20 protein-coding genes and 1 tRNA gene are annotated in these 21,060 nt (G+C 56.5%); 16 read left to right on the top strand and 5 right to left on the bottom strand.

All coding sequences use genetic code 11. From position 1 onward, the window contains the following. Positions 1-74 precede the first annotated feature (74 nt). Genes IJL83_04620 through IJL83_04600 form a run of 5 tightly spaced genes read left to right on the top strand, consistent with a single transcriptional unit; the run spans position 75 to position 6,309 of the window. Positions 75-1,136 (top strand): bifunctional glycosyltransferase family 2/GtrA family protein, encoded by a 1,062-nt coding sequence (locus tag IJL83_04620; GenBank protein ID MBQ6552880.1) that lies wholly within the window; start codon positions 75-77, stop codon positions 1,134-1,136. Positions 1,137-1,173: 37 nt separating this feature from the next. Beyond that, positions 1,174-2,079 carry a WG repeat-containing protein gene (locus IJL83_04615; protein ID MBQ6552879.1) on the top strand — a complete coding sequence of 302 codons (906 nt, stop codon included), beginning with the start codon at positions 1,174-1,176 and terminating at the stop codon, positions 2,077-2,079. A 21-nt stretch (positions 2,080-2,100) separates the two neighbouring features. After that, the gene (gene nagA / locus IJL83_04610; GenBank protein MBQ6552878.1) at positions 2,101-3,225 is read left to right on the top strand and encodes an N-acetylglucosamine-6-phosphate deacetylase; all 1,125 of its coding nucleotides are present in this window, start codon (positions 2,101-2,103) and stop codon (positions 3,223-3,225) included. 13 nt (positions 3,226-3,238) lie between these two features. Then, on the top strand, positions 3,239-5,965 hold the full coding sequence (gene secA, locus IJL83_04605) for a preprotein translocase subunit SecA (GenBank protein ID MBQ6552877.1): 2,727 nt from the start codon (positions 3,239-3,241) through the stop codon (positions 5,963-5,965). Between the two features lie 38 nt (positions 5,966-6,003). Next, a complete protein-coding gene (locus IJL83_04600) occupies positions 6,004-6,309 on the top strand; it encodes a TIGR04076 family protein (GenBank protein ID MBQ6552876.1) in 306 nt (101 codons plus the stop codon). Between the two features lie 66 nt (positions 6,310-6,375). Here IJL83_04600 and IJL83_04595 read toward each other — a convergent pair whose 3' ends face one another. Together IJL83_04595 and IJL83_04590 are read right to left on the bottom strand one after the other, a co-directional pair. Next, positions 6,376-7,158 carry an HD-GYP domain-containing protein gene (locus tag IJL83_04595; protein MBQ6552875.1) on the bottom strand — a complete coding sequence of 261 codons (783 nt, stop codon included), beginning with the start codon at positions 7,156-7,158 and terminating at the stop codon, positions 6,376-6,378. Positions 7,159-7,922: 764 nt separating this feature from the next. Continuing rightward, entirely contained in the window at positions 7,923-8,612 is a 690-nt protein-coding gene (locus tag IJL83_04590) for a PHP domain-containing protein (GenBank protein ID MBQ6552874.1), read from the bottom strand. A 323-nt stretch (positions 8,613-8,935) separates the two neighbouring features. Here IJL83_04590 and IJL83_04585 point away from each other — a divergent pair, with 323 nt between their 5' ends. Both IJL83_04585 and IJL83_04580 read left to right on the top strand, forming a co-directional pair. Beyond that, complete coding sequence (locus tag IJL83_04585) at positions 8,936-10,024, top strand: substrate-binding domain-containing protein (GenBank protein ID MBQ6552873.1); 1,089 nt, start codon at positions 8,936-8,938, stop codon at positions 10,022-10,024. A 25-nt stretch (positions 10,025-10,049) separates the two neighbouring features. Next, positions 10,050-10,124 (top strand) — tRNA-Arg (locus tag IJL83_04580). Between the two features lie 193 nt (positions 10,125-10,317). Here IJL83_04580 and IJL83_04575 read toward each other — a convergent pair. Further along, positions 10,318-10,866, bottom strand: coding sequence for a TetR/AcrR family transcriptional regulator (locus IJL83_04575; protein ID MBQ6552872.1), 549 nt, complete (start codon positions 10,864-10,866; stop codon positions 10,318-10,320). A gap of 170 nt (positions 10,867-11,036) precedes the next feature. Between IJL83_04575 and IJL83_04570 the strand changes: the two genes are divergently transcribed. The 9 genes from IJL83_04570 to IJL83_04530 all read left to right on the top strand — a co-directional run bounded on the left by IJL83_04570 (position 11,037) and on the right by IJL83_04530 (position 17,927). Further along, the gene (locus IJL83_04570; protein MBQ6552871.1) at positions 11,037-12,038 is read left to right on the top strand and encodes an SDR family NAD(P)-dependent oxidoreductase; all 1,002 of its coding nucleotides are present in this window, start codon (positions 11,037-11,039) and stop codon (positions 12,036-12,038) included. Positions 12,039-12,250: 212 nt separating this feature from the next. Beyond that, on the top strand, positions 12,251-12,892 hold the full coding sequence (locus tag IJL83_04565; GenBank protein ID MBQ6552870.1) for a hypothetical protein: 642 nt from the start codon (positions 12,251-12,253) through the stop codon (positions 12,890-12,892). Positions 12,893-13,000: 108 nt separating this feature from the next. Next, a complete protein-coding gene (locus IJL83_04560; protein MBQ6552869.1) occupies positions 13,001-13,930 on the top strand; it encodes a metallophosphoesterase in 930 nt (309 codons plus the stop codon). 36 nt (positions 13,931-13,966) lie between these two features. Then, positions 13,967-14,614 (top strand): HAD family hydrolase, encoded by a 648-nt coding sequence (locus tag IJL83_04555; GenBank protein ID MBQ6552868.1) that lies wholly within the window; start codon positions 13,967-13,969, stop codon positions 14,612-14,614. A gap of 24 nt (positions 14,615-14,638) precedes the next feature. Continuing rightward, positions 14,639-15,364 carry an ATP-binding cassette domain-containing protein gene (locus IJL83_04550; protein MBQ6552867.1) on the top strand — a complete coding sequence of 242 codons (726 nt, stop codon included), beginning with the start codon at positions 14,639-14,641 and terminating at the stop codon, positions 15,362-15,364. Between the two features lie 13 nt (positions 15,365-15,377). Continuing rightward, a complete protein-coding gene (locus IJL83_04545) occupies positions 15,378-16,304 on the top strand; it encodes a SufD family Fe-S cluster assembly protein (GenBank protein MBQ6552866.1) in 927 nt (308 codons plus the stop codon). A gap of 121 nt (positions 16,305-16,425) precedes the next feature. Continuing rightward, the gene (locus IJL83_04540; GenBank protein MBQ6552865.1) at positions 16,426-16,803 is read left to right on the top strand and encodes a hypothetical protein; all 378 of its coding nucleotides are present in this window, start codon (positions 16,426-16,428) and stop codon (positions 16,801-16,803) included. A gap of 24 nt (positions 16,804-16,827) precedes the next feature. Further along, positions 16,828-17,310, top strand: a complete 483-nt coding sequence (locus IJL83_04535; GenBank protein MBQ6552864.1) for a hypothetical protein — start codon at positions 16,828-16,830, stop codon at positions 17,308-17,310. Between the two features lie 218 nt (positions 17,311-17,528). After that, positions 17,529-17,927, top strand: a complete 399-nt coding sequence (locus tag IJL83_04530; GenBank protein MBQ6552863.1) for a hypothetical protein — start codon at positions 17,529-17,531, stop codon at positions 17,925-17,927. Positions 17,928-18,318: 391 nt separating this feature from the next. Here IJL83_04530 and IJL83_04525 read toward each other — a convergent pair whose 3' ends face one another. Both IJL83_04525 and lepA read right to left on the bottom strand, forming a co-directional pair. Beyond that, positions 18,319-19,299: a GNAT family N-acetyltransferase gene (locus IJL83_04525; GenBank protein ID MBQ6552862.1), complete on the bottom strand. Its 981-nt coding sequence runs from the start codon at positions 19,297-19,299 to the stop codon at positions 18,319-18,321. Positions 19,300-19,382: 83 nt separating this feature from the next. Continuing rightward, positions 19,383-21,060 (bottom strand): translation elongation factor 4 (gene lepA / locus IJL83_04520; protein ID MBQ6552861.1); only part of this gene is annotated, 1,678 nt, incomplete at its 5' end.

Below are 21,060 nucleotides of genomic sequence, written 5' to 3'. Positions count from 1 at the left end.
ATAATAACACTTGCAATATCACGCGTGTTGTTATATAATATAAATTGGAAGTTTGCGGAGACGGAGAAGATTAAATGAAGGACATTTCCATCGTAATACCGAGTCTGGACCCCGACGAAAAGCTCGTCGAGGTCGTTCGCGGACTGCGCGAAGCGGGCTTTGAGGATATAGTGATTATCAACGACGGCTCCGCCGCGGAAACGCTGCGCTTTTATGACGAAGCGGCGGCGCTCGGCGGCGTTACGATGCTTGCGCATGAGGAGAATCGCGGCAAGGGCAGGGCGCTGAAGACCGCGCTCGAGTGGCTTATCGCGAACCGCCCGAATATCGCCGGTGCCGTGACCGCCGACAGCGACGGACAGCACACTGTCGAAGACATAACCGCCGTCGCGCTGGAGCTCGCCGCGCATCCCGACAGCATCGTCATGGGCTGCCGCGACTTTGACTCGAAGGACGTTCCCGCCCGCAGCCGCTTCGGCAACAAGGCGACGCGCACGGTGCTGCGTATGTCCACCGGCCTGCGCCTTACAGACACACAGACGGGGCTTCGCGGACTGCCGTCGTGTCGTTTCGCGGAGCTGCTTCAGATCGACGGCGAGCGCTACGAATTCGAGATGAACGCGCTCGTCTGCGCCGGCAAGAAAGGCATTCCGATACGCGAAGTGCCGATCAGGACCGTCTACATCAACGGCAACGTCGGGTCGAAGTTCCGCGTCGTCGCGGACTCGGTGCGTATCTACCGCGTTTTCGCGTTCACGCTGAACTCTGTGCTCTCCACCCTGCTCGAGCTTGCGATATTCACGCTGCTCAACTGGCTGCTCGATATGACGGGCGTACCGACCTCGGTCAAGCTGCTTATCTCTACGGTGGTCTCGCGTATCTGCTCGTCGATCGTCAACTACACGATAAACAAAAAAGCGGTATTCCGCAGCGGCGGAAAGGCGAGTATGCGCCGCTACTACACTATGTGGCTCTGTCAGATGGGCGCGTCCTACGGCCTCGTGTACCTCTTCGTTAGGTTGACCGGCGCGACCGGACTGCTCAAGACCGTCGTGAAGATGGCGGTCGATACGACGCTCTTCTTCGTCGGTTACTTCGTGCAGAAAAACTGGGTTTTCAAAGACGACGGCAAATAAGCGTATAAACAAACCGATATAAACGGAGGAAATACAAATGAAAAAGCATCTGACAAAGATCCTTTGTCTCGTGCTCGCGGCGTTTACGCTCGCGCTTTGCTGCAGCTGCGGCAAGGGCGAGGAAAGCGTTACGCCCGAGTCGCAGGACGTCGCGCCGGTCTTCGAGCCGGTCGCGGCTAATATGACCGACCTGGCGTACGTCGGCGGCGGGCTCGTTTCCTTCAAGGACGCCGCGACCGGCAAGCTCGGCCTCATCAATTCCGCGGGCGAAACGGTCGTCGAGGCGGAGTATTCGAAGGTCAAATACTGCGCGATGCAGCTCTTCTTCGTGCTGACGAAGCCGGACGGCAGCGAATGCACCTATAATCCCGAAGACAAGACTTATACCGACGGCAACCTCTGCGCTCACGGCGGACCCGCGACATTCGTCTGGGACGCCGCGAATCAGCAGGCGGTCTACTATGAAGTCGACGCTTACCCCGTTCCTGAGGAGGATCTTCCCGCGGAGGGCAAAGCGGAGATAATATTCGACCTCGAGACCCGCAAGGTAGGCCTTGTCGGTCACGACGGCAAGCTTATCGTCGAGCCGATCTACGACGAAGGTCTGCCCTTCGCCAACGGCTTTGCGGCAGTGAAGAAGGACGGCAAATGGGGCTACGTCGATATGCAAGGGACCGTGATAATCGGTTTCTATTATGACGACGCCTACGTAGGCGCCGCCTGCACCGATCTCGGTCAGGGAATGCCGTACGACGCTGACGCGAACGGAATGATCGTCCTCAATCATGAAGGGCTTTACGGTATGTACAACGGCGCCGGCGACATTGTCTGCGCATTCCAGTATAGAGATATAATCCCCTTCGGCGACGGCACCTATGCCGCGCTTACATGGGGCGAAGAATGGCGGATCGGCAATATCGGCGGGATTTCCTCATACCGTTGATCGAGGCGAAAGGTAAAATTCATGCTCATCAGAAACGGAACGGTACTGCGCGGGGATTTCACACTCGCGCGTGAAGACGTAGCGGTCGAGGGCGAAAGCATCTCCGCGGGCGCGGGCTCCGGCGAATGCATCGACGCCTCCGGCCTGTTCGTCCTGCCAGGGCTTGTGGATATCCACACCCACGGCGTCGGGGAGCACGAGTGCTACGACGGCGACGGCGCCGCGCTGAAGGTAGCGCGCTCGCTCGCCGCGGGCGGCACGACAGCGTTTCTCCCGACCTGCCGCGGAATGGATATCGAAAAACTCGTTTCCGTTACCGGCGAGATCGCGGAGCTTATCGAAGCCGGCGTCCCCGCCGGCTGCGCCTCGCCCGAGGGGATAAACCTCGAGGGCCCCTTCCTTTCGGAAGCGAAGCGCGGCGCGCACCCGGTCGAATACCTCTCGAAGCCGGATACCGCGCTCTACGCCCGCCTTCGCGAAGCGGCGAAGGGGCGCGTCAAGCTCGTCACCGTCGCGCCCGAATGCGCAGGCGCGGACGCGCTAATTGAAGAAATAACCGGTACCGCCGTCGCGTCGCTCGGGCACTCCGCGGCGGATTACGAAACGGCGAAACGCGCCTTCGCGCGCGGAGCGTCTCACGTCACGCATCTTTTCAACGCGATGCTCCCGATGGGGCACCGCGAACCCGGGCTCGCCGGCGCGGCGCTGGACAGCGAAGGCGTCACCTGCGAGCTTATCTGCGACGGCGAACACGTCCATCCGGCCGCCGTCCGCCTCGCCTTCAAAGAGCTCGGCGCGGAACGCGTCGCGCTTATCAGCGACTCCGTCGCCGGAGCCGGACTGCCGCGGGGGGAATACGTCTTCCGCGGCATAAAGCACAGGCGCGACGGGGGAAAGGCGGTGCGCCTCGCCGACGGGCAGCTCGCCGGAGGAGGCGGCTTTCTGCTGGATAACGTCCGCAGCGCCGTGGAGTTCGGCGTGCCGCTCGCGGACGCCGTCCGCGCGGCCTCGCTCACTCCCGCCCGCGTCATCGGCGCGGAGGGGCGCATCGGCAGCATCGCCACCGGCAAGCGCGCGGACCTCATCCTCGTCGACGCGGAGCTGAAACTCAAAGCAGTCGTCCTGCGCGGCATACTTCTCTCATAAAGGAGACGAAAATATGGGATTTCTCGACAACATGATGTCAAACAGATATAACCGCAAGGAGATCAAGCGGGCGCAGGCCTTCACCGACAGGGCGCTCGCGCTTGCGGACCGCTTCAGCGCCATGAGCGAAGCGGAGCTGAAGGGTATGACCGCGCAGTTCAAGCAGCGCATAGCCAACGGCGAGGAGCTCGACAGCATCCTGCCGGAAGCGTTCGCCACCGTCGCGGAGGCGTCCTGGCGCGTGCTGAATATGCGCCACTACCCCGTGCAGATGATCGGCGGCGTCGTGCTCCACAAGGGCAAGATCGCGGAGATGAAGACCGGCGAAGGCAAAACGCTCGTCGCCACGCTCCCCGCGTATCTGAACGCGCTGACCGGCAACGGCGTGCATATAGTCACCGTCAACGACTACCTCGCCAAGCGCGACAGCGAATGGATGGGCAAGGTCTACCGCTACCTCGGGCTTTCCGTCGGCCTCGTCATTCACGACGTCGATCCCGCCGAACGCCGCCCGATGTACGAGGCGGACATAACCTACGGCACGAATAACGAAATGGGCTTCGACTACCTGCGCGATAATATGGTGACGTATAAGGAGCGTATGGTACAGCGCGGCCACAGCTACGCGATAGTCGACGAGGTCGACTCCATTCTCGTCGACGAGGCGAGAACGCCGCTCATCATTTCCGGCCCCGGCGACAAATCGACGGAGCTCTATCAACTCGCCGACCGCGTCGCGCAGACGCTTCACGCCGAGCGCTTCGTCGAACTCAGCGACAAGGAGAACCACGACGATATCGACGCCGACTACATCATAGACGAAAAAGCGCGTACCGCGACGCTGACTCCCCGCGGAGTCGAGAAGGTCGAGCGCGCCTTCAACATAGACAACCTCAACGACCCGGAGAATATGACGCTTTCGCATCATATCAACCAGGCGATCCGCGCGCGCGGCATAATGAAGCGCGACGTCGACTACGTCGTCAAGGACGGCGAGGTCATCATCGTCGACGAATTCACCGGCCGCCTTATGTACGGCCGCCGCTACAACGAAGGCCTCCATCAGGCGATCGAGGCGAAGGAGGGCGTGACCGTCGCCAAGGAGAGCAAAACGCTCGCGACCATCACCTTCCAGAACTACTTCCGCCTTTACGATAAGCTCGCCGGCATGACCGGTACCGCGATGACCGAAGCCGCCGAGTTCCGCGAGATCTACGACCTCGACGTCGTCGAGATCCCCACGAATAAGCCGATGATCCGCGACGACAAGCCGGACGTCGTCTACAAGACCGAGGCGGCGAAGTATAACGCCGTCATCGAGCAGATATCCGAGTGTCACGAAAAGGGCCAGCCCGTCCTCGTCGGCACGGTCACGATCGAGAAATCCGAGCTGCTTTCCAAGATGCTCAAAAGGCAGGGGATACAGCATCAGGTGCTGAACGCGAAGCATCACGAGAAGGAAGCGGAGATCGTCGCGCAGGCGGGCAAGCTCGGCGCCGTCACCATCGCCACGAACATGGCGGGCCGCGGAACCGACATAATGCTCGGCGGCAACGCCGAATACCTCGCCAAGGCACGTATGCGCAAGGAGCAGGTGCCGGAGGAGCTCATCGTAGAAGCCACCGGCTACGCCGAAACGGAGGACCCCGACATCCTCGGCGCGCGCGCGAAGTTCCGCGAATACTACGACGAATACCGCGCCGAGACCGCGAAAGAAGCGGAGCAGGTCGTCAAGGCGGGCGGCCTCTTCATAGTCGGCACGGAGCGGCACGAAAGCCGCCGTATAGATAACCAGCTTCGCGGCCGAAGCGGCAGACAGGGCGACCCCGGCGCGAGCCGTTTCTTCCTCTCCGCGGAGGACGAACTCGTCCGTCTTTTCGGCGGCGACCGCATAAAGGCGACGCTCGAAATGCTCCGCGTGGACGAGAATATGCCCATCGAATCCAAGATGCTCTCCAACGTCATCGAGAGCTCGCAGAAGCGCGTCGAGAGCCGCAACTTCTCGATCCGCAAGAGCGTCCTGCAGTACGACGACGTCATGAACCGCCAGCGCGAGATAATCTACGATCAGCGCGGCAAAGTGCTCGCCGGCGAGGATATCCACCCCTTCATCGAGAAGATGAAGGAGGATACCATCAACGCCGTCTGCGATATGTACCTCGGCGGGAACATACCGGACGAGTGGAACCTTATGGGCCTGCGCGACCACTACCTCGGCGTTCTGACGGACGAGAACACATTCAACTACACCCGCGAGGAGCTTCAGGAGCTCGACCGCAGGGACGTAATAAACGAGCTTATGCGCCGCGCGGACGAAAAGATGGAGTCGCAGCGTGAAATCTTCGGCGAGATGTTCCCCGAGCTCGAGCGCATCGCGCTGCTCCGCTCGGTCGACTCGCGCTGGATGGACCACATCGACGCGATGGAAGACCTCAAGCGCGGCATCTACCTGCGCTCCTACGGCCAGCAGGATCCCGTCAACGCGTATAAGCAGGAGGGCTTCGATATGTTCGACGAGATGATCGAGGCCATCAAGGAGGATACGATCAAGCGCGTCCTCGCCGCGAAGATAGTGAGGCAGGAGAAGATGGTGCGCGAGCAGATCGCCAACCCGATCCACTCCTCCCACGGCGGCGACGGCTCCGTCAAAAAGCAGCCGGTCGTCAAGAAAAAGAAGATCGGCCCGAACGATCCCTGCCCCTGCGGCAGCGGCAAGAAGTACAAAAACTGCTGCGGATAAGCCGAAGCAGCCGAATAATCCCGACAGGAGAGAGCGCCATGTTCGATTGCCGCATAACCGTGATGCGCAGGACCTTCTACAAGGACCTTGCGGGGAAGTATGAAAACCCCATAGAGCACGCCTGCGATATGGAGATAGGAAAAGTATTCGTCAGCAAGGGAGGCAGGCGCCCGGAGGGCTTCTGCGAGAGCGCGTGGTATTCGCTGCGCCCCTTCGTCGAGGAGCTCGCCGCGGGCGGCGGCAACTTCTACGACGGCTGGATGAAGGATCCGAAGTCCGCGATGATCTCCTGCAACGACGGCTTCCGCCCCGTCAGCTTTTACGTCGAGGCGATAGAGGAATAAAGCGAGAAAAAAACGGCACGCATTGAACGATTTGTTCAATGCGTGCTTTGTTATATGCCGTGCTGATCACGTGTTTTTTGGTTTGAAAATGTCTCCGTCCTCGTCGATGAGCTGAAGCATGACGTCGGCGAAGCGCGGGTCAAACTGCGTTCCCTTACCCTTGACGAGCTCTTCCTTCACCGCTTCGATCCGCAGCGGTTCGCGGTAGCTTCTCATCGAGGTCATCGCGTCGTACGCGTCGGCGACGGCGATTATCCGCGCGATCTCCGGAATATCCTCGCCGGCGAGCCCGTCCGGATACCCTGTGCCGTCGTAGCGCTCGTGGTGGTGGCGCGCGCCGAGGCGCAGGAACGGCGCCTGCTTAATGCTGGTGAGTATCTGGTCTCCCATAGCAGGGTGCTGTTTGATCTGCTCGAATTCCTCGTCGGTGAGTCTTCCGACCTTGTTAATGATATTGATCGGCACGCCGATCTTGCCGACGTCATGCAGAAGGGCGGCGAAATACACATCTTCGCAATCCCGCGCCGGCATCCCGACTTTTTTTGCTATCTCGCGTGAATAGACGGCGACGCGCGCGGAATGTCCGCGCGTATACCCGTCCTTTGCGTCGATCGCGTTTGCCAACGCCTCGGTAATCTGCCCGAACATGGCGGATTCCCTTTCGCGCGCTTCTTTGTAGAATTCGAGTTCGCGTGTCCTTGCGCGCTCAACGGATTCACCCATATCGATCAGTGTGTAGGTGTAGAAGACGGCGACTACGACGACCATCGTCAGATTCGCCAGCGATATTCCGTAAAAGAAGATCTGCAGCACCGAGGATATGGTAGGCAGGGCGATGCAGACGAGCATCGAAACGGTGAGTCGCTTTTTCAGCCGATTGCGGTTTTGAATTATCGTCCATTCCTGCAGCAGAACGATGAGAAACGGGAAGACGTAGCAAAGCGGGAACCACGCCGCGCGTTGGTAGTTGTTCTGTGTATCGAAGGTGTAATACAGGCCGATGAACTGAGAAACGATCAGCAGCCCGACGCCGAGCGCGAACAGACAGATGCAGACCTTCAGCTGTTTCGGAACCGCGCGCAGCTTGCCTTCGTTCAGGTAAAGGTCGATCAGGTAGAGCGTCACAAGGAGCGGTATCAGCAGCGATATGAAAAAGACCATAAAGTTGCCGACCCTTACCATTACGGAGCCGAGTTCGCTGACGTCGCCTTTATAAATATACGAAAAGCGGTCGAACACGAGCAGCATCAGCGCGGACGTTTCCATAAAGAGCAGAATTGACTTGCGCTTCCGTGACAGAGCTTTTGTCAGCAGAGTCAATACCGCAAGCGCAAAGCATATACCGCACAGTATCAGCATTATGCTAAGTTGGTATTTCTTTAAGAACTCCATATAATGACCTCGTAATTGTCCCGGGGAATCTATATTTATTCATCCGACGCTTATATTATACAACAGCGCGCGGCAGTTTGCAATGGCTTTTTTACCGAAAAAATGAGGCGCCGAGGATATTACCGCGCCGCCGTGTTTTTTGCGTGGATTGTTCATTCAACTCAGTCGTTTGCGGTGAAAAAACGGAGAGACATCCGTCTCTCCGCAGGGGCATATCCTTTTCAATAGCAGAAGCCGCTTTCGGTCTTCATCAGCTGGTAGCTTCCGCTTTTCAGCACGTCGACCAGCTCGCGTTCGGAGCGGATGGGGAAGTCGGTCGCGATGCCGCCTCTGGCGAGCATTCCGGGGTGATGGAAGTCGCTGCCGGAGGTCTGTATCAGTCCGTGTTCCTCGGCGAAAGCGAGCGCCATATCGTTGCGCGAATTATGCCACGGATGCCCGTTATAGACCTCCACGCCGTCGAGGAACCACGGCTCCGCCGGCGTGCAGCTCCCGCGGAAGGGGTGCGCCTGAACAATCAGCAGCCCGTGCTCGTCCGCCCAGTCGCGCAGCTGCCGCTTGTCGTAAAGGTCGATGTCCGGCGAGGCGGTCAGCAGCTCCGGCGTTATGCCGAAGATGAGGTAGTCGTTCGGCGAATCGTGGAAGCGGAACTCCAGCCCGAGCATAACGGTGAAGCCGTCGCGCGCGAGCTCCTTCATTTTGCGGTAGCCGGTCATATAGCCGTAGGCGCGCTCCTCCCATACGCGGCTGTATCGGTCGTTGAGCGCGTCGGTGTAGAAATGGTCGGTTATCACGATGCCGTCGAAGCCGGCGCTTTCGTGCATACGGTAGCTTTCGGCGGCCGGGACTTCCGCGCAGCCGCTGACTTCGGAGGTGTGCGAGTGGAGCTCGTAGGTGTATTTGTTTATCATTTCATCGCGTCCGTTTAAACTTGATTTTACAGGTATTATAATAACATATCGGACGCCGTAAAGCAATAGCCGCAGAAGACTTTTGTCGCGGAATAATTCGGAAAGAAATATTGACAATCGCCGCCCGAGGATATATAATAGCATTTGCAAAACGAAACCGAATACGCCTCTTATGCTAAACGGATATAACAAGCTCCTCATAAGCGAAGGGGCGGACGTTCGATTCGTTTCAGGCGCGCCGGCGGGCATATTTTATTCAGACGCAAAAACACTTGAAATCGGCGTAAGATAATATATCACTGAACAGCCGAAGAGGGAGTTGCATTATGAAAAAAGCCGTCGTTATATTGCTTGCACTCGCCATGATCGCCGGCGTATTTGCGGGATGCGCTGAAAACGCGCCGCCCGAGGAGCCTGCCGTCGGAGGAACCAGAATCGTAAATATCGGCATTTCCCTGCCCACCGAAGACGACGATGTGTGGAACCGCGCGGGAGACCTGATGAAAGAGGGGCTGTCGGAGCTTGGATACGCGGCAGTTCTCGATTACGCGTCAAACGATGTCGCGACGCAGGTGGAGCAGATAGAGAATATGCTTAATTCCGGATGCAACTATCTGATAATCGCGCCGGTAGAGGGCGAGGCGCTCGGGACCGTCCTTGACGCAGCCAAAGGAAAAAACGTTCCCGTCATATCTTATGACAGAATGCTGATGAATTCGGACGCGGTATCCTATTACGTCGCGTTTGATTCGTATATGACAGGTCATAAGCAGGCGGAATATATCAGAGATAGTCTGGACCTTGACGCGACCGCCGGTCCGTATAATATCGAGTTTGTCGCCGGAGATCCGAGCGACGGAAAAGCGAGTATGATGTTTTCGGGCGCGATGGATGTGCTTACTCCCTATATAGACGAGGGCAAGCTTAACGTCCGTTCCGGTAAGGTCGATTTCAAAGAAGTCGCGACGGCGGCGTGGGCCGGTGAAGCGGCGATGTCGAGAATGGACGCTGTCATTTTCGCAAATTATTCGGACGGCACGACGCTTCACGCGGTATTGTGTTCAAGCGATTCCTGCGCAAGCGGCGTCGTGAAATCGCTCGAATACAATTATAGAGGCGCGTGGCCGATCATAACCGGCTCGGGATGCGAAAAAGAAAACGTTAAATACATTTTGAGCGGCAAGCAGTCGATGTCCCTCTTCTGCGATACGGAAACGCTCGCTTCAAGAGCCGTGGAGATGATGAAGTCGCTTGTCAATGGCGGAACCGTGATGATAAACGACAGTGAAAGATATGATAACGGCGTTTTAACCGTCCCGGCGTTCGTCTGCGAGCCCGAAGTCGTGGACAAAGACAGTTATACAGAGATACTCATAGATTCCGGATTTTACACCGAAGACGAATTGAAATAATAAAAGCCGCGCGAAAACCGAATACGCCTCCTTAGTTAAATGGATATAACAAGCCCCTCCTAAGGGCTAGTTGTGAGTTCGATTCTCGCAGGGGGTGCCATGCAAAAGAGCGATGCGAAAGCATCGCTCTTTTGCAATGATATCCGTTCCTTTCGGAACGGATGATATATGCTCCGCATATGATATCCGCTTGCGCGGATGATATACGCCTGCGGCGTATTAAGGAACGGATATATCATTTTGTAATACTCTCGGATTTGCGGCTTCGAGCGATAATCACAGCAAAGTGAGGATCAGCGGAACAGGGACAGACTGCTTTTGACGATGCGGTTGACAAAGGAGATCACTTCGTCCCGGCTGTATTTGTCATACCCGTCAAGCACAACGTTCATAAGACCGCTTGACAGATGTGTATAGAGCATTTCGAGCTCGGCGTCGGACGCATGGTGAAGCTGCTGCCTCCAAGCTGCAATGCTCGATTCTCTGGCAAGGTCGATCATCTTGCCGAGAACGGAAGGGCTTGCGCCGTTGAAGATCAGAACGCGGCAGGATTCTTCATGCTGTTCCGCTATCGAGTAGATCGCCGCGATCAGCGCGCTAACGTCAAAGCCGTTGATCAGGCGCAGAGACTGCCTGAATGCTTCGAGAAGCTCCTGCTCGATGCTTTCCATCAGCGCAAAGCAATCGCTGTAGTGCGCATAGAAGGTCGCTCTGTTCAACTCAGCCGATTCGCAGACCTCTTTGACGGTGATCTTATTGACGGGTTTCTCCATCAGCAGAGATAAAAACGATTCTTTCAATACGCGCTGCGTATAGCGCACTCTTGCGTCGCTCCTTTTCATCAAACCACCCCGCACACAAATAGTTTTAATTCTTAGCAACACAGTATGACCTTCTGTTGCTTTTCTTTCTTATTGAAAAACACTGTTGGTTGCTTTCTCTGCGCATATATATTATACTATAAGAGTGAAAGATAATCAACACATGTTTATTAAAAAGGGAGGGGAGCATTATGTTCGAGAAATATTTAGTTACGGGAGCAAGCGGCTTTCTCGGCCGCGCGGTTCTCGCCGAGCTTATAAAGAAGGAGGCGGAGATCAGGGTTCTGGTATTAAAAAACGATCCGCTGGCCGCCGATTTGCCGCAGGAAGCCGCTGTCGTTTGCGGCGACGTGTGCGACGATGCTTCGCTGGAGCGTTTTTTTGCCGGCGCAGGCGGCGATACCTGCGTCATTCATTGCGCGGGTATCGTTTCGGTGGCCTCTGATCCGGGAGATCGGATCTATCGGGTGAATGTCGGCGGCACAAACAATATACTGCGCCATTGCGAAAAAAACGGCGTAGGCAAGTTGGTATATGTCAGTTCCGTCCATGCGATTCCCGAAAAGCCGAAGGGAACGGAGATCACGGAGGACGCGGTCTTTTCACCCGATATGGTGAGAGGCGATTACGCTAAAAGCAAAGCCATCGCCACCTCTCTTGTTCTTGAAGCAGCCGGCCGCGGCCTGAATGCCAGTGTGGTTTTCCCTTCCGGTATCATAGGTCCCGGGGACGTCGGGAAGGGCAGTATTACAAATATGCTGATGTCTTTCCTTGCCGGAAAGCTTCCTTTTGCCGTGAGGGGCGGTTATGATTTTGTGGATGTGCGCGATGTCGCGGCAGGTATCGTCTCCTGCGCGGAGCACGGACAAGCCGGACGCGGCTATATCCTCTCCGGGCAGTATGCGTCCATACGCGACATACTTGACGCGGCGAAGAAAAACCTCGGGCTAAAGCGGATGGTTTCATTCCTGCCGATTTGTTTCGCGAAGCTGGTGGCGCCTGTCTATGAAAAGCGGAGTTTGAGGAAAAAGCAGACGCTTTACTTTACTCCTTATTCCGTCGCCGTGCTCGATTCCAACAGCCGCTTCAGCAGAAAAGCCGCGGCCGCGGCTTTCGGATATGCTCCCCGTCCTCTGAAAAACAGTATTCGTGATACTGTGCTGTGGCTGAAGAAACGCACGAAGGTTAATTGACGATCCTGAAGCGGCGTCTTGTGCACAGCATTTCGGCCGGCTCGGTTGTTCCCCGTTTTTTAATAGCGGACTAATGACCGATTGCCGCGGATATTCGCCTCCGGCAAAAACTCCTTGCATTCCGCGCGGCTATCTGCTATAATCTTCACATATAATGAATGACGCTGCGGCGGATCGCGTTACGCGGCGTACGAATAACAGGAGGCGATAACATGAAGAAGCTCACGGCAATAATCCTCGCGGCGCTGCTCGTATTCGCGCTCGCCGCCTGCGGAAACGAAAACCGGCCCGCGCATGGCGGGGATCAGACCGACATCTTCGGCTGGAACAGGGGTTCCGAAGAGGGAAGTTCCTCCTCGGGAAGCGGAAACGGCGGCTCGACGCTTTTCGGCCCGTCCTCCGAGTCGTCATCGTCATCGTCCTCCTCCGAGCCGGCGGAAGCTCCGCCGGAGTCCTCGCCGGAGCAGCCCGCTTCCTCCGAAGCGTCCGCGTATGACCCGAACAACTACTTCAAGAGCAGCAACACCGCCGCCGATCCCGGCAAGGTCACCATGAGACTGCGCTACGTCTGCTGGAAGCAGGACGGCAGTCTTTACGCCGAGTGCTTCATCATCAACGGGCGCGACAAGGCGGTCTATAACCTCGAGATCAATGAGCTGACAATAAGCAGCAACGAGGCCGGCACCATCGCGACCGGCAGCTTCGGCAGCATTGACGGCGTCCGCATCGAGGCGGGGCAGTACGCCGTTCACGCCTTCACCTTCAGCGGCGCGGCGATGGTGATTTCGCCCGGCGCGAAGCTCAACGTCGGTCTCGGCTGCAGGTCGTCGATCACCTACTCATACGATAATTAAACGGACGAAAACAAATAATAAAAACGGAGCGCGGGTATTGAACTGCGCTCCGTTTTTTGTTATAATATATTACCGCCTTGAATGCGCGGGAGAAGGGGAGGCGAAAAAATGAACGAAATAAAGTTCTGCACGTTTGCCGACCTGCATTATCACCCCGGCATATTTTACACCGACGCGGAGAAGCGCCTGGACGCGATAATCGCGCGCGCGGAGGCCTCCGGCGCGGAGTTTATCGTCCAGCTCGGCGACCTCTGCCACGCGCCGCACGAACGCGCCGACATAATAGAGCGCTTCGAGTCGGCGCCGATGCCGGCGTACCACGTCCTCGGCAACCACGAGTTCGAGGACAGCACCTTCGAGCAGGCGCTGGAGGCGTACGGGCTCGAGCGCGGCTACTACTTCTTCGATCGCGGCGGTTTCCGCTTCATCGTGCTCGACCTGAACTACGCGCGCGTGGACGGCGAAGCGGTGCACTACACCCTCGGCAACAGCGTCAGGATGCCCGCCGGCACGGCGCTCGCCACCTTCGAGGAGCGCCAGCGCGAGTGGTTTGTCGAAGCCGTAACGGGCTCGCCTTACCCCTGCGTGCTGTTGAGTCACTTCAGCCTTGAGCGCCCGAACAACCGTATGTCCGCGGCGGAGCACGACGAGGTCTTCGCCCTGCTCGGTGAGCTCAATCGCGACAAAAGGCGTATATTCATGGCGATAAACGGACACCACCATATGGACGGACTGGTCGTCGAGAACGGCATCGCCTTCCTCGACCTCAACTCCGCGTCCTACCACTGGATAAGCAAGCCGCACGACCTCTTCCCGCCGGAGCTGCGCGAGAAATACTGCCTCGTCGGGCACACGCTGATATACGAGGATCCGTTGAGCGCGATAATCACCCTCCGCGACGACGGATATATAAAGATCGACGGCGCGGAAAGCCGCTTTCTCTACGGCGTCGACCGCGAAAAAGCGGGACTTTCGCCCTGCGACTCCGCCGGACGCGCCTGCACCGCGTGCATACTTTCCGCGGAGCTGAAAATATAAAACTGCACTCACCACACCGCGAAGGGAGGCGGGGAAATGAAATACGACTGTGTCATATGGGACTGGAACGGCACGCTCATCGACGATATGGGCGTATCGCTCGGCTCGGTCAACCGCATCCTCGCCGACCGCGGTATGCCGCCGATAACCGAGGCGGACTACTACGACTACATCGATACGCCGATAACGCGCTTTTACGAGCGCCTTTTCGACCTTGAGAAGACCGACGTCACGCAGCTTCTGCGCGAGTTCAACGTCAACTACGACGCGCTGCTTGACGGCGGCGAGGTGCGCGAAGGCACCCGCCTCGCGCTGAAGGCGGCCGCGGACGCGGGCGTGCGGCAGATAGTGCTCTCCGCCTTCGAGCAGAACAAGCTCCGCCGGATGCTGCGCGAATACGGCGTCGACGGCTGCTTCGCCGCCGTGCTCGGCGCGGATAACATCCACTGCGGCGACAAGACCGACCGCGCGCGCGAATACTTCGCGGCCGAGGGGCTTTCGCCAGAACGCGCCGTCGTCATCGGCGACACGCTCCACGACGCGGCGGTAGCGAAGGCGGTCGGCTGCGCCTGTGTGCTCGTGCGCGGCGGCCATCAGGGCGACAGGGAGCTCGAAGCAAGCGGCGTTCAGCTCGCGGACTCCGCCGCGGACGCGGTGAAGCTCGCGCTGGGGATAGAATTCTGAAGGACGTAAAAACGAGGTGTTACAATGCTCGAACTGAAAAATATAACCTATGAGGTCTCCGAAAACGGAGCCGTGAAAAGGATACTTGACGACGTTTCGCTGACGGTGGAGAGCCGCCGCTTCGTCGTCATCACCGGCCCGAACGGCGGCGGTAAATCCACCCTCGCGAAGATAATCATGGGCGTCGAAAAGCCGACCTCCGGCCGCATCTTCTTCGACGGCACTGACATAACCGACCTGAACGTCACCGAGCGCGCGAAGCTCGGTATCAGCTTCGCGTTTCAGCAGCCGGTGCGCTTCAAGGGCATACAGGTCAAGGACCTGCTTCGCATGGCGTCCGGCAGGGAGTTGAGCATATCCGAGGCGTGCGAATACCTCTCCGAAGTCGGCCTCTGCGCGCGCGACTACGTCGACAGGGAGATAAACGCGTCCCTCTCCGGCGGCGAGCTGAAGCGCATCGAGATCGCGACTCTGCTCGCGCGCAACACGCGCCTGAGCGTCTTCGACGAGCCGGAGGCGGGCATCGACCTCTGGAGCTTCCAGAACCTTATACGCATCTTCGAGAAGATGCGCGCCGAGATAAAAGACAGCTCCATCGTCATAATCTCGCATCAGGAGCGCATCCTGCAGATCGCGGACGAGATAATCGTCATCGCGGACGGGAAGCTCTCCCGCCGCGGCGGAACGGAGCTTCTGACGGAGCTGACCGGCGCGTCCGCGCCGGAATCCGCCTGCGAGAAGCTGCAGTAGGGAGGGGATCGGAATGGTAAAGCTTGACGAGATACAAAAACGCCTTATCGGCGAAATAGCCGACCTGCACACCATGCCGGAGGGCGCGTATAACTTCCGCGCCAACGGCGAGCTCGCGGGCAGGAACAGCACCGCGAATATCGAGATCGTCTCCAAGCCGGACGGCACCGGCATCGACATACACATCAAGCCCGGCACGAAGCGCGAGAGCGTGCATATCCCCGTGGTGCTCAGCAACACGGGCTACAAAGAAACTGTATATAACGACTTTTATATCGGCGAAGACAGCGACGTGCTTATCGTTGCCGGCTGCGGCATAGACAACTGCGGCGCGGGCGATTCGCAGCACGACGGCGTCCACCGCTTCTTCGTCGGCAGGGGCGCGAAGGCGAAGTACGTCGAGAAGCATTACGGCTCCGGCGACGGCTCCGGCAAGCGCATCCTCAACCCCGTCACCGAGGTCTATATGGAGGAAGGCAGCTCCATGGAGATGGTGATGGAGCAGATAAAGGGAGTCGACTCCACCGAGCGGAAGAACTACGCGGAGCTGAAGAAGAACGCCCGCCTCGTCGTAAAGGAACGCCTGATGACGCACGGGAAACAGCACGCGGTCAGCGACTACGTCGTGGAGCTGAAGGGCGAGAACTCCTCTGCGGACGTCGTTTCGCGCTCCGTCGCGCGCGACGATTCCTCCCAGACCTTCAACGCGCGCATCACGGGCGAAGCCCCCTGCAGCGGACACACCGAGTGCGACGCGATAATCATGGATAACGCCCGCGTGCTCGCGGTCCCGTCGCTCGACGCGAAAAACGTCGACGCCGCGCTCGTTCACGAAGCGGCGATCGGCAAGATCGCCGGCGAGCAGCTCACGAAGCTTATGTCCCTCGGTCTGACGGAAAAGGAAGCCGAGGAACAGATAATCAACGGATTTTTGAAATAAAATGCCTTCCCCTTGAGGGGAAGGTGGATTGCCGCCGAAGGCGGCAAGACGGATGAGGTGTCATCCCGAATACAACAGTAAAAAACCGATAACGCAGATCATAACAGGAGGAAAAACAACCATGAGCAAATCCGCGAAAAAAGTCGTATTCACCGTTCTGCCGCTGCTCGTGGCGGCGTTCCTGCTGTCGTCGTGCGATATAGTGTTCGGAAGTCTTGATTCTATAAAAACGGGGGATTATTTAAGGTCGTATGATTCTCCCGATGGACGTTATACTCTTGAGATTTATCACGGTGTCGGCGGAGCAACGGTAGATTTTTCCATTGTCGGCGTGCTCATTGATAATTCTACCGAGAGCAAAGATAAGAAAAACATATATTATCGTTACCACGAATCTGAAGCAACTGTAGTTTGGGATTCCGACACGGTTGTTACGATAAACGGTATACGACTGGACGTATCAAAAAACGAGACTTACGACGGTCGATACGAAGATTAGCAAGACGGACAGTAGGGTGATATTATGGGAATGGAGAGTTATTTCTTTACGCTTGAGGTAAAATGCGCGTTAACACCGGATACTATCAGACGTGCTTTTGAGAATAAGTACAGCGTCAGCAAATATTCTAGACCGTCCGGATGCCTTTTCAAACGCAGAGTCGTCGATGACGATCGCTTTGTGATAGACAAAAAAGCCGTTGTCGATATCGCTTCGGTGCAAGAAACGATAAAGGTTGTTTTTGAATTGTGCTTCAGCAATTTTGAACGCAATTTGGGCTATATTTTCGACGTGTCCAAATGGGTATCTTCGTTTGGCAGCGAAACAAAACTGACGGTACTGAATTCGCAATGCGATTTTGACATGCTGGATATAGACGGATTCAAGGCCGTGATAAATAGGGAATATTCCGAAAAGCTGCGTCTTTTCCGCGATGAATACGGGGAGACGGATGAAGATATCCTGCCGCACGATTTCTATGACGGCAAAAAACGAAAGAGGTACTGAATTATGTGGAATGAGATAAACAGCCTTGATGATTTGACAAACTTTATCGGTTCCAAAGAAGTGTATTAAAGAATAATCAACGGATTCTTGAAATAAAAAGCCTTCCCCTTGAGGGGAAGGTGGATTGCCGCCGAAGGCGGCAAGACGGATGAGGTGTCATCCCGAATACAAACAGTAAAAAACCGATAACACAGATCATAGCAGGAGGAACAACAACCATGAGCAAATCCGTGAAAAAAGTCGTATTCACCGTTCTGCCGCTGTTTATAGCGGCGACGCTTCTGCTGTCTGCGTGCGCGACGATGGGCAGACTGTTCGGCAAAGTCATAGGCATTCCGGACGGCGTGTTCGTGAAATCCGCCGACTCGATCAACGGGCATTACACCGTCAATATTTATCTTGTGCAGGACGAGGACACGGGCGAATTCTGCATCAGGGGCGAGCTTGTCGACAACGACTCGAAGGACAAGGATAACAAGGATACGAAGAATATCTACTGGAGCCATAACGAGTCGGAAGCGGAGGTCGTCTGGAAATCCGACTCCGTGGTCACGATAAACGGCAGAGAGCTGCACGTCGCGAGAAACCAGACCTACGACTGGCGCATCGACGATTAGCGGCGAAAATGATTTTGTATAACGGGGCAAAAACGAGCGAGGCGGGTGAGTTTTCTCACCCGCCGTTAATTATTTCTCTTTCTCTTCTCTCTTACTCTTACTCTATCTCTTCTCTTTTATCTCTATCTATAACTCTATCTCTATCTCTATCTCTACGCTACAAACGCGTTACACATGCGTTGCGTTTTGTTACATTGAAACAAACCCGTGTTACACACGCGTTACATTGTGACGAGCAGCAAAAATCCGCACCCGACGGGTGCGCCTTAGGGATACCGTATAGATTACAGTATTAACCTGCGACCTTCAAGCGAGTGTGAAAAGAAAAACGGCGGTATCAATTAAACGATACAGCCGTTTTTTATGAATACTCAATACACAAAGAGGGTATTTATTCAGGAACACTTTTCTGTTTTCCATATACTTCACCGGCCGTTTTCACAGCGTCATCAAGCATAGTATTACCCGCTTCGTCTTTGTAGTTCAATAATATTTTTGCTTTCTCGGGCGTTACAAGTAGTCTGCCGTAAGTCTTGCCGTTGTCAATGTCCGGTCTATTCTCTCCGATCCTTTTTATCTTTGCAATCATTCTTACCTGTGCATACTGCTCGCCGTTATCATCGTTTACCAAAAGATAACCGAGATAACGGCAGTTTTTAAGCTCGACGTTCACTTCTTCGAGATACTCGCGAATCAACGTTTGCTCATAAGTTTCGTCGCCTTCCGGTTTTCCTCCGGTTAGTTTATACTTGCCGTCTTCGATGCGCAGAAGGATTCTGCCATCATCTGAAAAGACGATCCCGTAAACTTGCCTCACTTCGATCCCGCGCGGAACGTCTCCTTTGGTCCATTTGTATTCCGTCATCTTGATTTCTTTGAAAATGTTCAACATCTTCTGACAATCCCCGCAGAAGTGATAGTTGTTTCCGTTCTTGCTTTCTCCGATGCTCTCAAGCCCGAGATGCTTCAGTATGCCCTGTGATTTCAGATTGCTTTTGTGAGCGTACGCTTCAACAAGCGGAATATTCTGTGGGATGATCTCTGCAAGATGCGCGTACAGTTTTTGAAATACGCCCTTGCCTTGATATTCCGGCAAGAACTGTATCTCTTCCATCATAAAAGTCGAGTCGTTTACGTAATACTGGAAGAACCCGACTGTTTTATCGCCGTCTGAAATCAGTATTATCTGCCTCGGATCTTTTTCGAGCGCTGGTGCTACTGCGCCGATCCATTCGTTTAAGTCTTCCTCATAAGTCATACCCGTCGGCGCAATATGATTCATATTGACGTGAAGTATGTCGAACAGCTTTGGCAAAAAAACGTTTGCCCTTTCTTTCGGGAGAAAAGAAAACGAAATCATATCAATACTCATACCTAACTATGGCGATTCTTCTTTTAGGGAGCTACATCCCTAATCCGCACCCGAGGGTGCGGATTTACTTATAACCATTTTCACTATTCGTCCAGCTTGAGAACCGACATAAACGCTTCCTGCGGGATCTCGACGGTGCCGAGCTGGCGCATCTTCTTTTTGCCTTCCTTCTGCTTTTCAAGCAGCTTCTTCTTGCGAGTGATGTCGCCGCCGTAGCACTTGGCGAGTACGTCCTTGCGCAGCGCCTTGACGGTCTCGCGGGCGATTATCTTGCCGCCTATCGCCGCCTGGATAGGCACCTCGAAGAGCTGGCGCGGGATGTTTTCCTTCAGCTTTTCGGTTATCTTTCTGGCGCGTCCGTAGGCGCGGTCGGAGTGGATGATGAAGCTGAGCGCGTCCACCATCTCGCCATTGAGCAGCACGTCGAGCTTGACGAGGTTCGCGCGCTGATAGCCCTTCAGCTCGTAGTCGAGGGAGGCGTAGCCGCGCGTGCGGGATTTCAGCGCGTCGAAGAAGTCGTAGATGACCTCGTTGAGCGGCAGGTCGTAGTGTATCTCCACGCGGCTGCCGGCGACGTGCTGCATATCCTTATAGACTCCGCGGCGCTCCTGGCAGAGATCCATGACCGCGCCGATGTATTCGTTCGGGCAGAGGATCGTCGCCTTGATTACCGGCTCCTCGCAGTAGTCTATCTCCGAGGGGTTGGGGTAGTAGGTCGGGTTGTCTATGCTGCGGACGCTGCCGTCGGTCATGTGCAGCTTATAGACGACGCTCGGTATCGTCATTATCAGGTCGAGGTTGAACTCGCGCTCGAGGCGTTCCGCGATTATCTCCATATGGAGCAGGCCGAGGAAGCCGCAGCGGAAGCCGAAGCCGAGCGCGACGGAGTTCTCCGGCTCGAAGGTGAGCGCCGCGTCGTTGAGCTTGAGCTTGTCGAGCGCGTCGCGCAGGTCGCCGTAGCGCGCTCCGTCGACGGGGTAGATGCCGCAGAAGACCATCGGCAGCGCTTCGCGGTAGCCCTTCAGCGGCTCGGAGGCGCCCTTTTCCGCGGTCGTCACGGTGTCGCCGACGGTGGTGTCCTTTACCGTCTTTATGCTCGCGGTGAAGTAGCCGACGTCGCCGCTGCGCAGCTCGCTGAGCGGCTCGAGCGAGGTCGCGCGCATATTGCCGACTTCCACGACGTCGAACTCCGCGCCGGTCGCCATCATCTTTATGCGCGCGCCCTTTTTCAGCACGCCGTCCATCACGCGGATATAGACGATAACGCCCTTGTAGCTGTCGTAGTAGCTGTCGAATATCAGCGCGCGGAGCGGCGCGTCGTCGTCGCCCTTCGGGGCGGGTATGTTTTTCACGACGGCTTCGAGCACGTCGCGGACGTTCTGCCCCGTCTTCGCGGAAACGAGGGGCGCTTCGTCGGCGGGGATGCCGATGACCTCCTCGATCTCTTCTTTAACGCGGTCGGGGTCGGCGGCGGGCAGGTCGATCTTGTTTATGACCGGCACGAGCTCGAGGTCGGCGTCGACGGCGAGGTAGGTGTTCGCCAGCGTCTGCGCCTCGATGCCCTGCGCCGCGTCCACGACGAGCAGCGCGCCCTCGCAGGCGGCGAGGGAACGGCTGACCTCGTAGTTGAAGTCGACGTGGCCGGGGGTGTCTATGAGGTTGAAGATATACTCCTGTCCGTCGTCCGCGTGGTAGTTGAGCTTGACGGCGCGCGCCTTAATCGTGATGCCGCGCTCGCGCTCCAGCTCCATGTTGTCGAGG

It is taken from the genome of Clostridia bacterium, assembly GCA_017438525.1.
Lineage (GTDB): Bacteria > Bacillota > Clostridia > Oscillospirales > RGIG8002 > RGIG8002.
This window is presented reverse-complemented; position numbering and strand designations above follow the sequence as displayed.

What these genes read in the sequence shown, in the direction of transcription:
- IJL83_04620 (MBQ6552880.1), top strand. Translation starts at nt 75, where the DNA reads ATGAAGGACATTTCCATCGTAATACCGAGTCTGGACCCCGACGAAAAG.
- IJL83_04615 (MBQ6552879.1), top strand. Translation starts at nt 1,174, where the DNA reads ATGAAAAAGCATCTGACAAAGATCCTTTGTCTCGTGCTCGCGGCGTTT.
- nagA (MBQ6552878.1), top strand. Translation starts at nt 2,101, where the DNA reads ATGCTCATCAGAAACGGAACGGTACTGCGCGGGGATTTCACACTCGCG.
- secA (MBQ6552877.1), top strand. Translation starts at nt 3,239, where the DNA reads ATGGGATTTCTCGACAACATGATGTCAAACAGATATAACCGCAAGGAG.
- IJL83_04600 (MBQ6552876.1), top strand. Translation starts at nt 6,004, where the DNA reads ATGTTCGATTGCCGCATAACCGTGATGCGCAGGACCTTCTACAAGGAC.
- IJL83_04595 (MBQ6552875.1), bottom strand. Translation starts at nt 7,158, where the DNA reads ATGCTCGTCTGCATCGCCCTGCCTACCATATCCTCGGTGCTGCAGATC.
- IJL83_04590 (MBQ6552874.1), bottom strand. Translation starts at nt 8,612, where the DNA reads ATGATAAACAAATACACCTACGAGCTCCACTCGCACACCTCCGAAGTC.
- IJL83_04575 (MBQ6552872.1), bottom strand. Translation starts at nt 10,866, where the DNA reads ATGAAAAGGAGCGACGCAAGAGTGCGCTATACGCAGCGCGTATTGAAA.
- IJL83_04570 (MBQ6552871.1), top strand. Translation starts at nt 11,037, where the DNA reads ATGTTCGAGAAATATTTAGTTACGGGAGCAAGCGGCTTTCTCGGCCGC.
- IJL83_04565 (MBQ6552870.1), top strand. Translation starts at nt 12,251, where the DNA reads ATGAAGAAGCTCACGGCAATAATCCTCGCGGCGCTGCTCGTATTCGCG.
- IJL83_04560 (MBQ6552869.1), top strand. Translation starts at nt 13,001, where the DNA reads ATGAACGAAATAAAGTTCTGCACGTTTGCCGACCTGCATTATCACCCC.
- IJL83_04555 (MBQ6552868.1), top strand. Translation starts at nt 13,967, where the DNA reads ATGAAATACGACTGTGTCATATGGGACTGGAACGGCACGCTCATCGAC.
- IJL83_04550 (MBQ6552867.1), top strand. Translation starts at nt 14,639, where the DNA reads ATGCTCGAACTGAAAAATATAACCTATGAGGTCTCCGAAAACGGAGCC.
- IJL83_04545 (MBQ6552866.1), top strand. Translation starts at nt 15,378, where the DNA reads ATGGTAAAGCTTGACGAGATACAAAAACGCCTTATCGGCGAAATAGCC.
- IJL83_04540 (MBQ6552865.1), top strand. Translation starts at nt 16,426, where the DNA reads ATGAGCAAATCCGCGAAAAAAGTCGTATTCACCGTTCTGCCGCTGCTC.
- IJL83_04535 (MBQ6552864.1), top strand. Translation starts at nt 16,828, where the DNA reads ATGGGAATGGAGAGTTATTTCTTTACGCTTGAGGTAAAATGCGCGTTA.
- IJL83_04530 (MBQ6552863.1), top strand. Translation starts at nt 17,529, where the DNA reads ATGAGCAAATCCGTGAAAAAAGTCGTATTCACCGTTCTGCCGCTGTTT.
- IJL83_04525 (MBQ6552862.1), bottom strand. Translation starts at nt 19,299, where the DNA reads ATGAGTATTGATATGATTTCGTTTTCTTTTCTCCCGAAAGAAAGGGCA.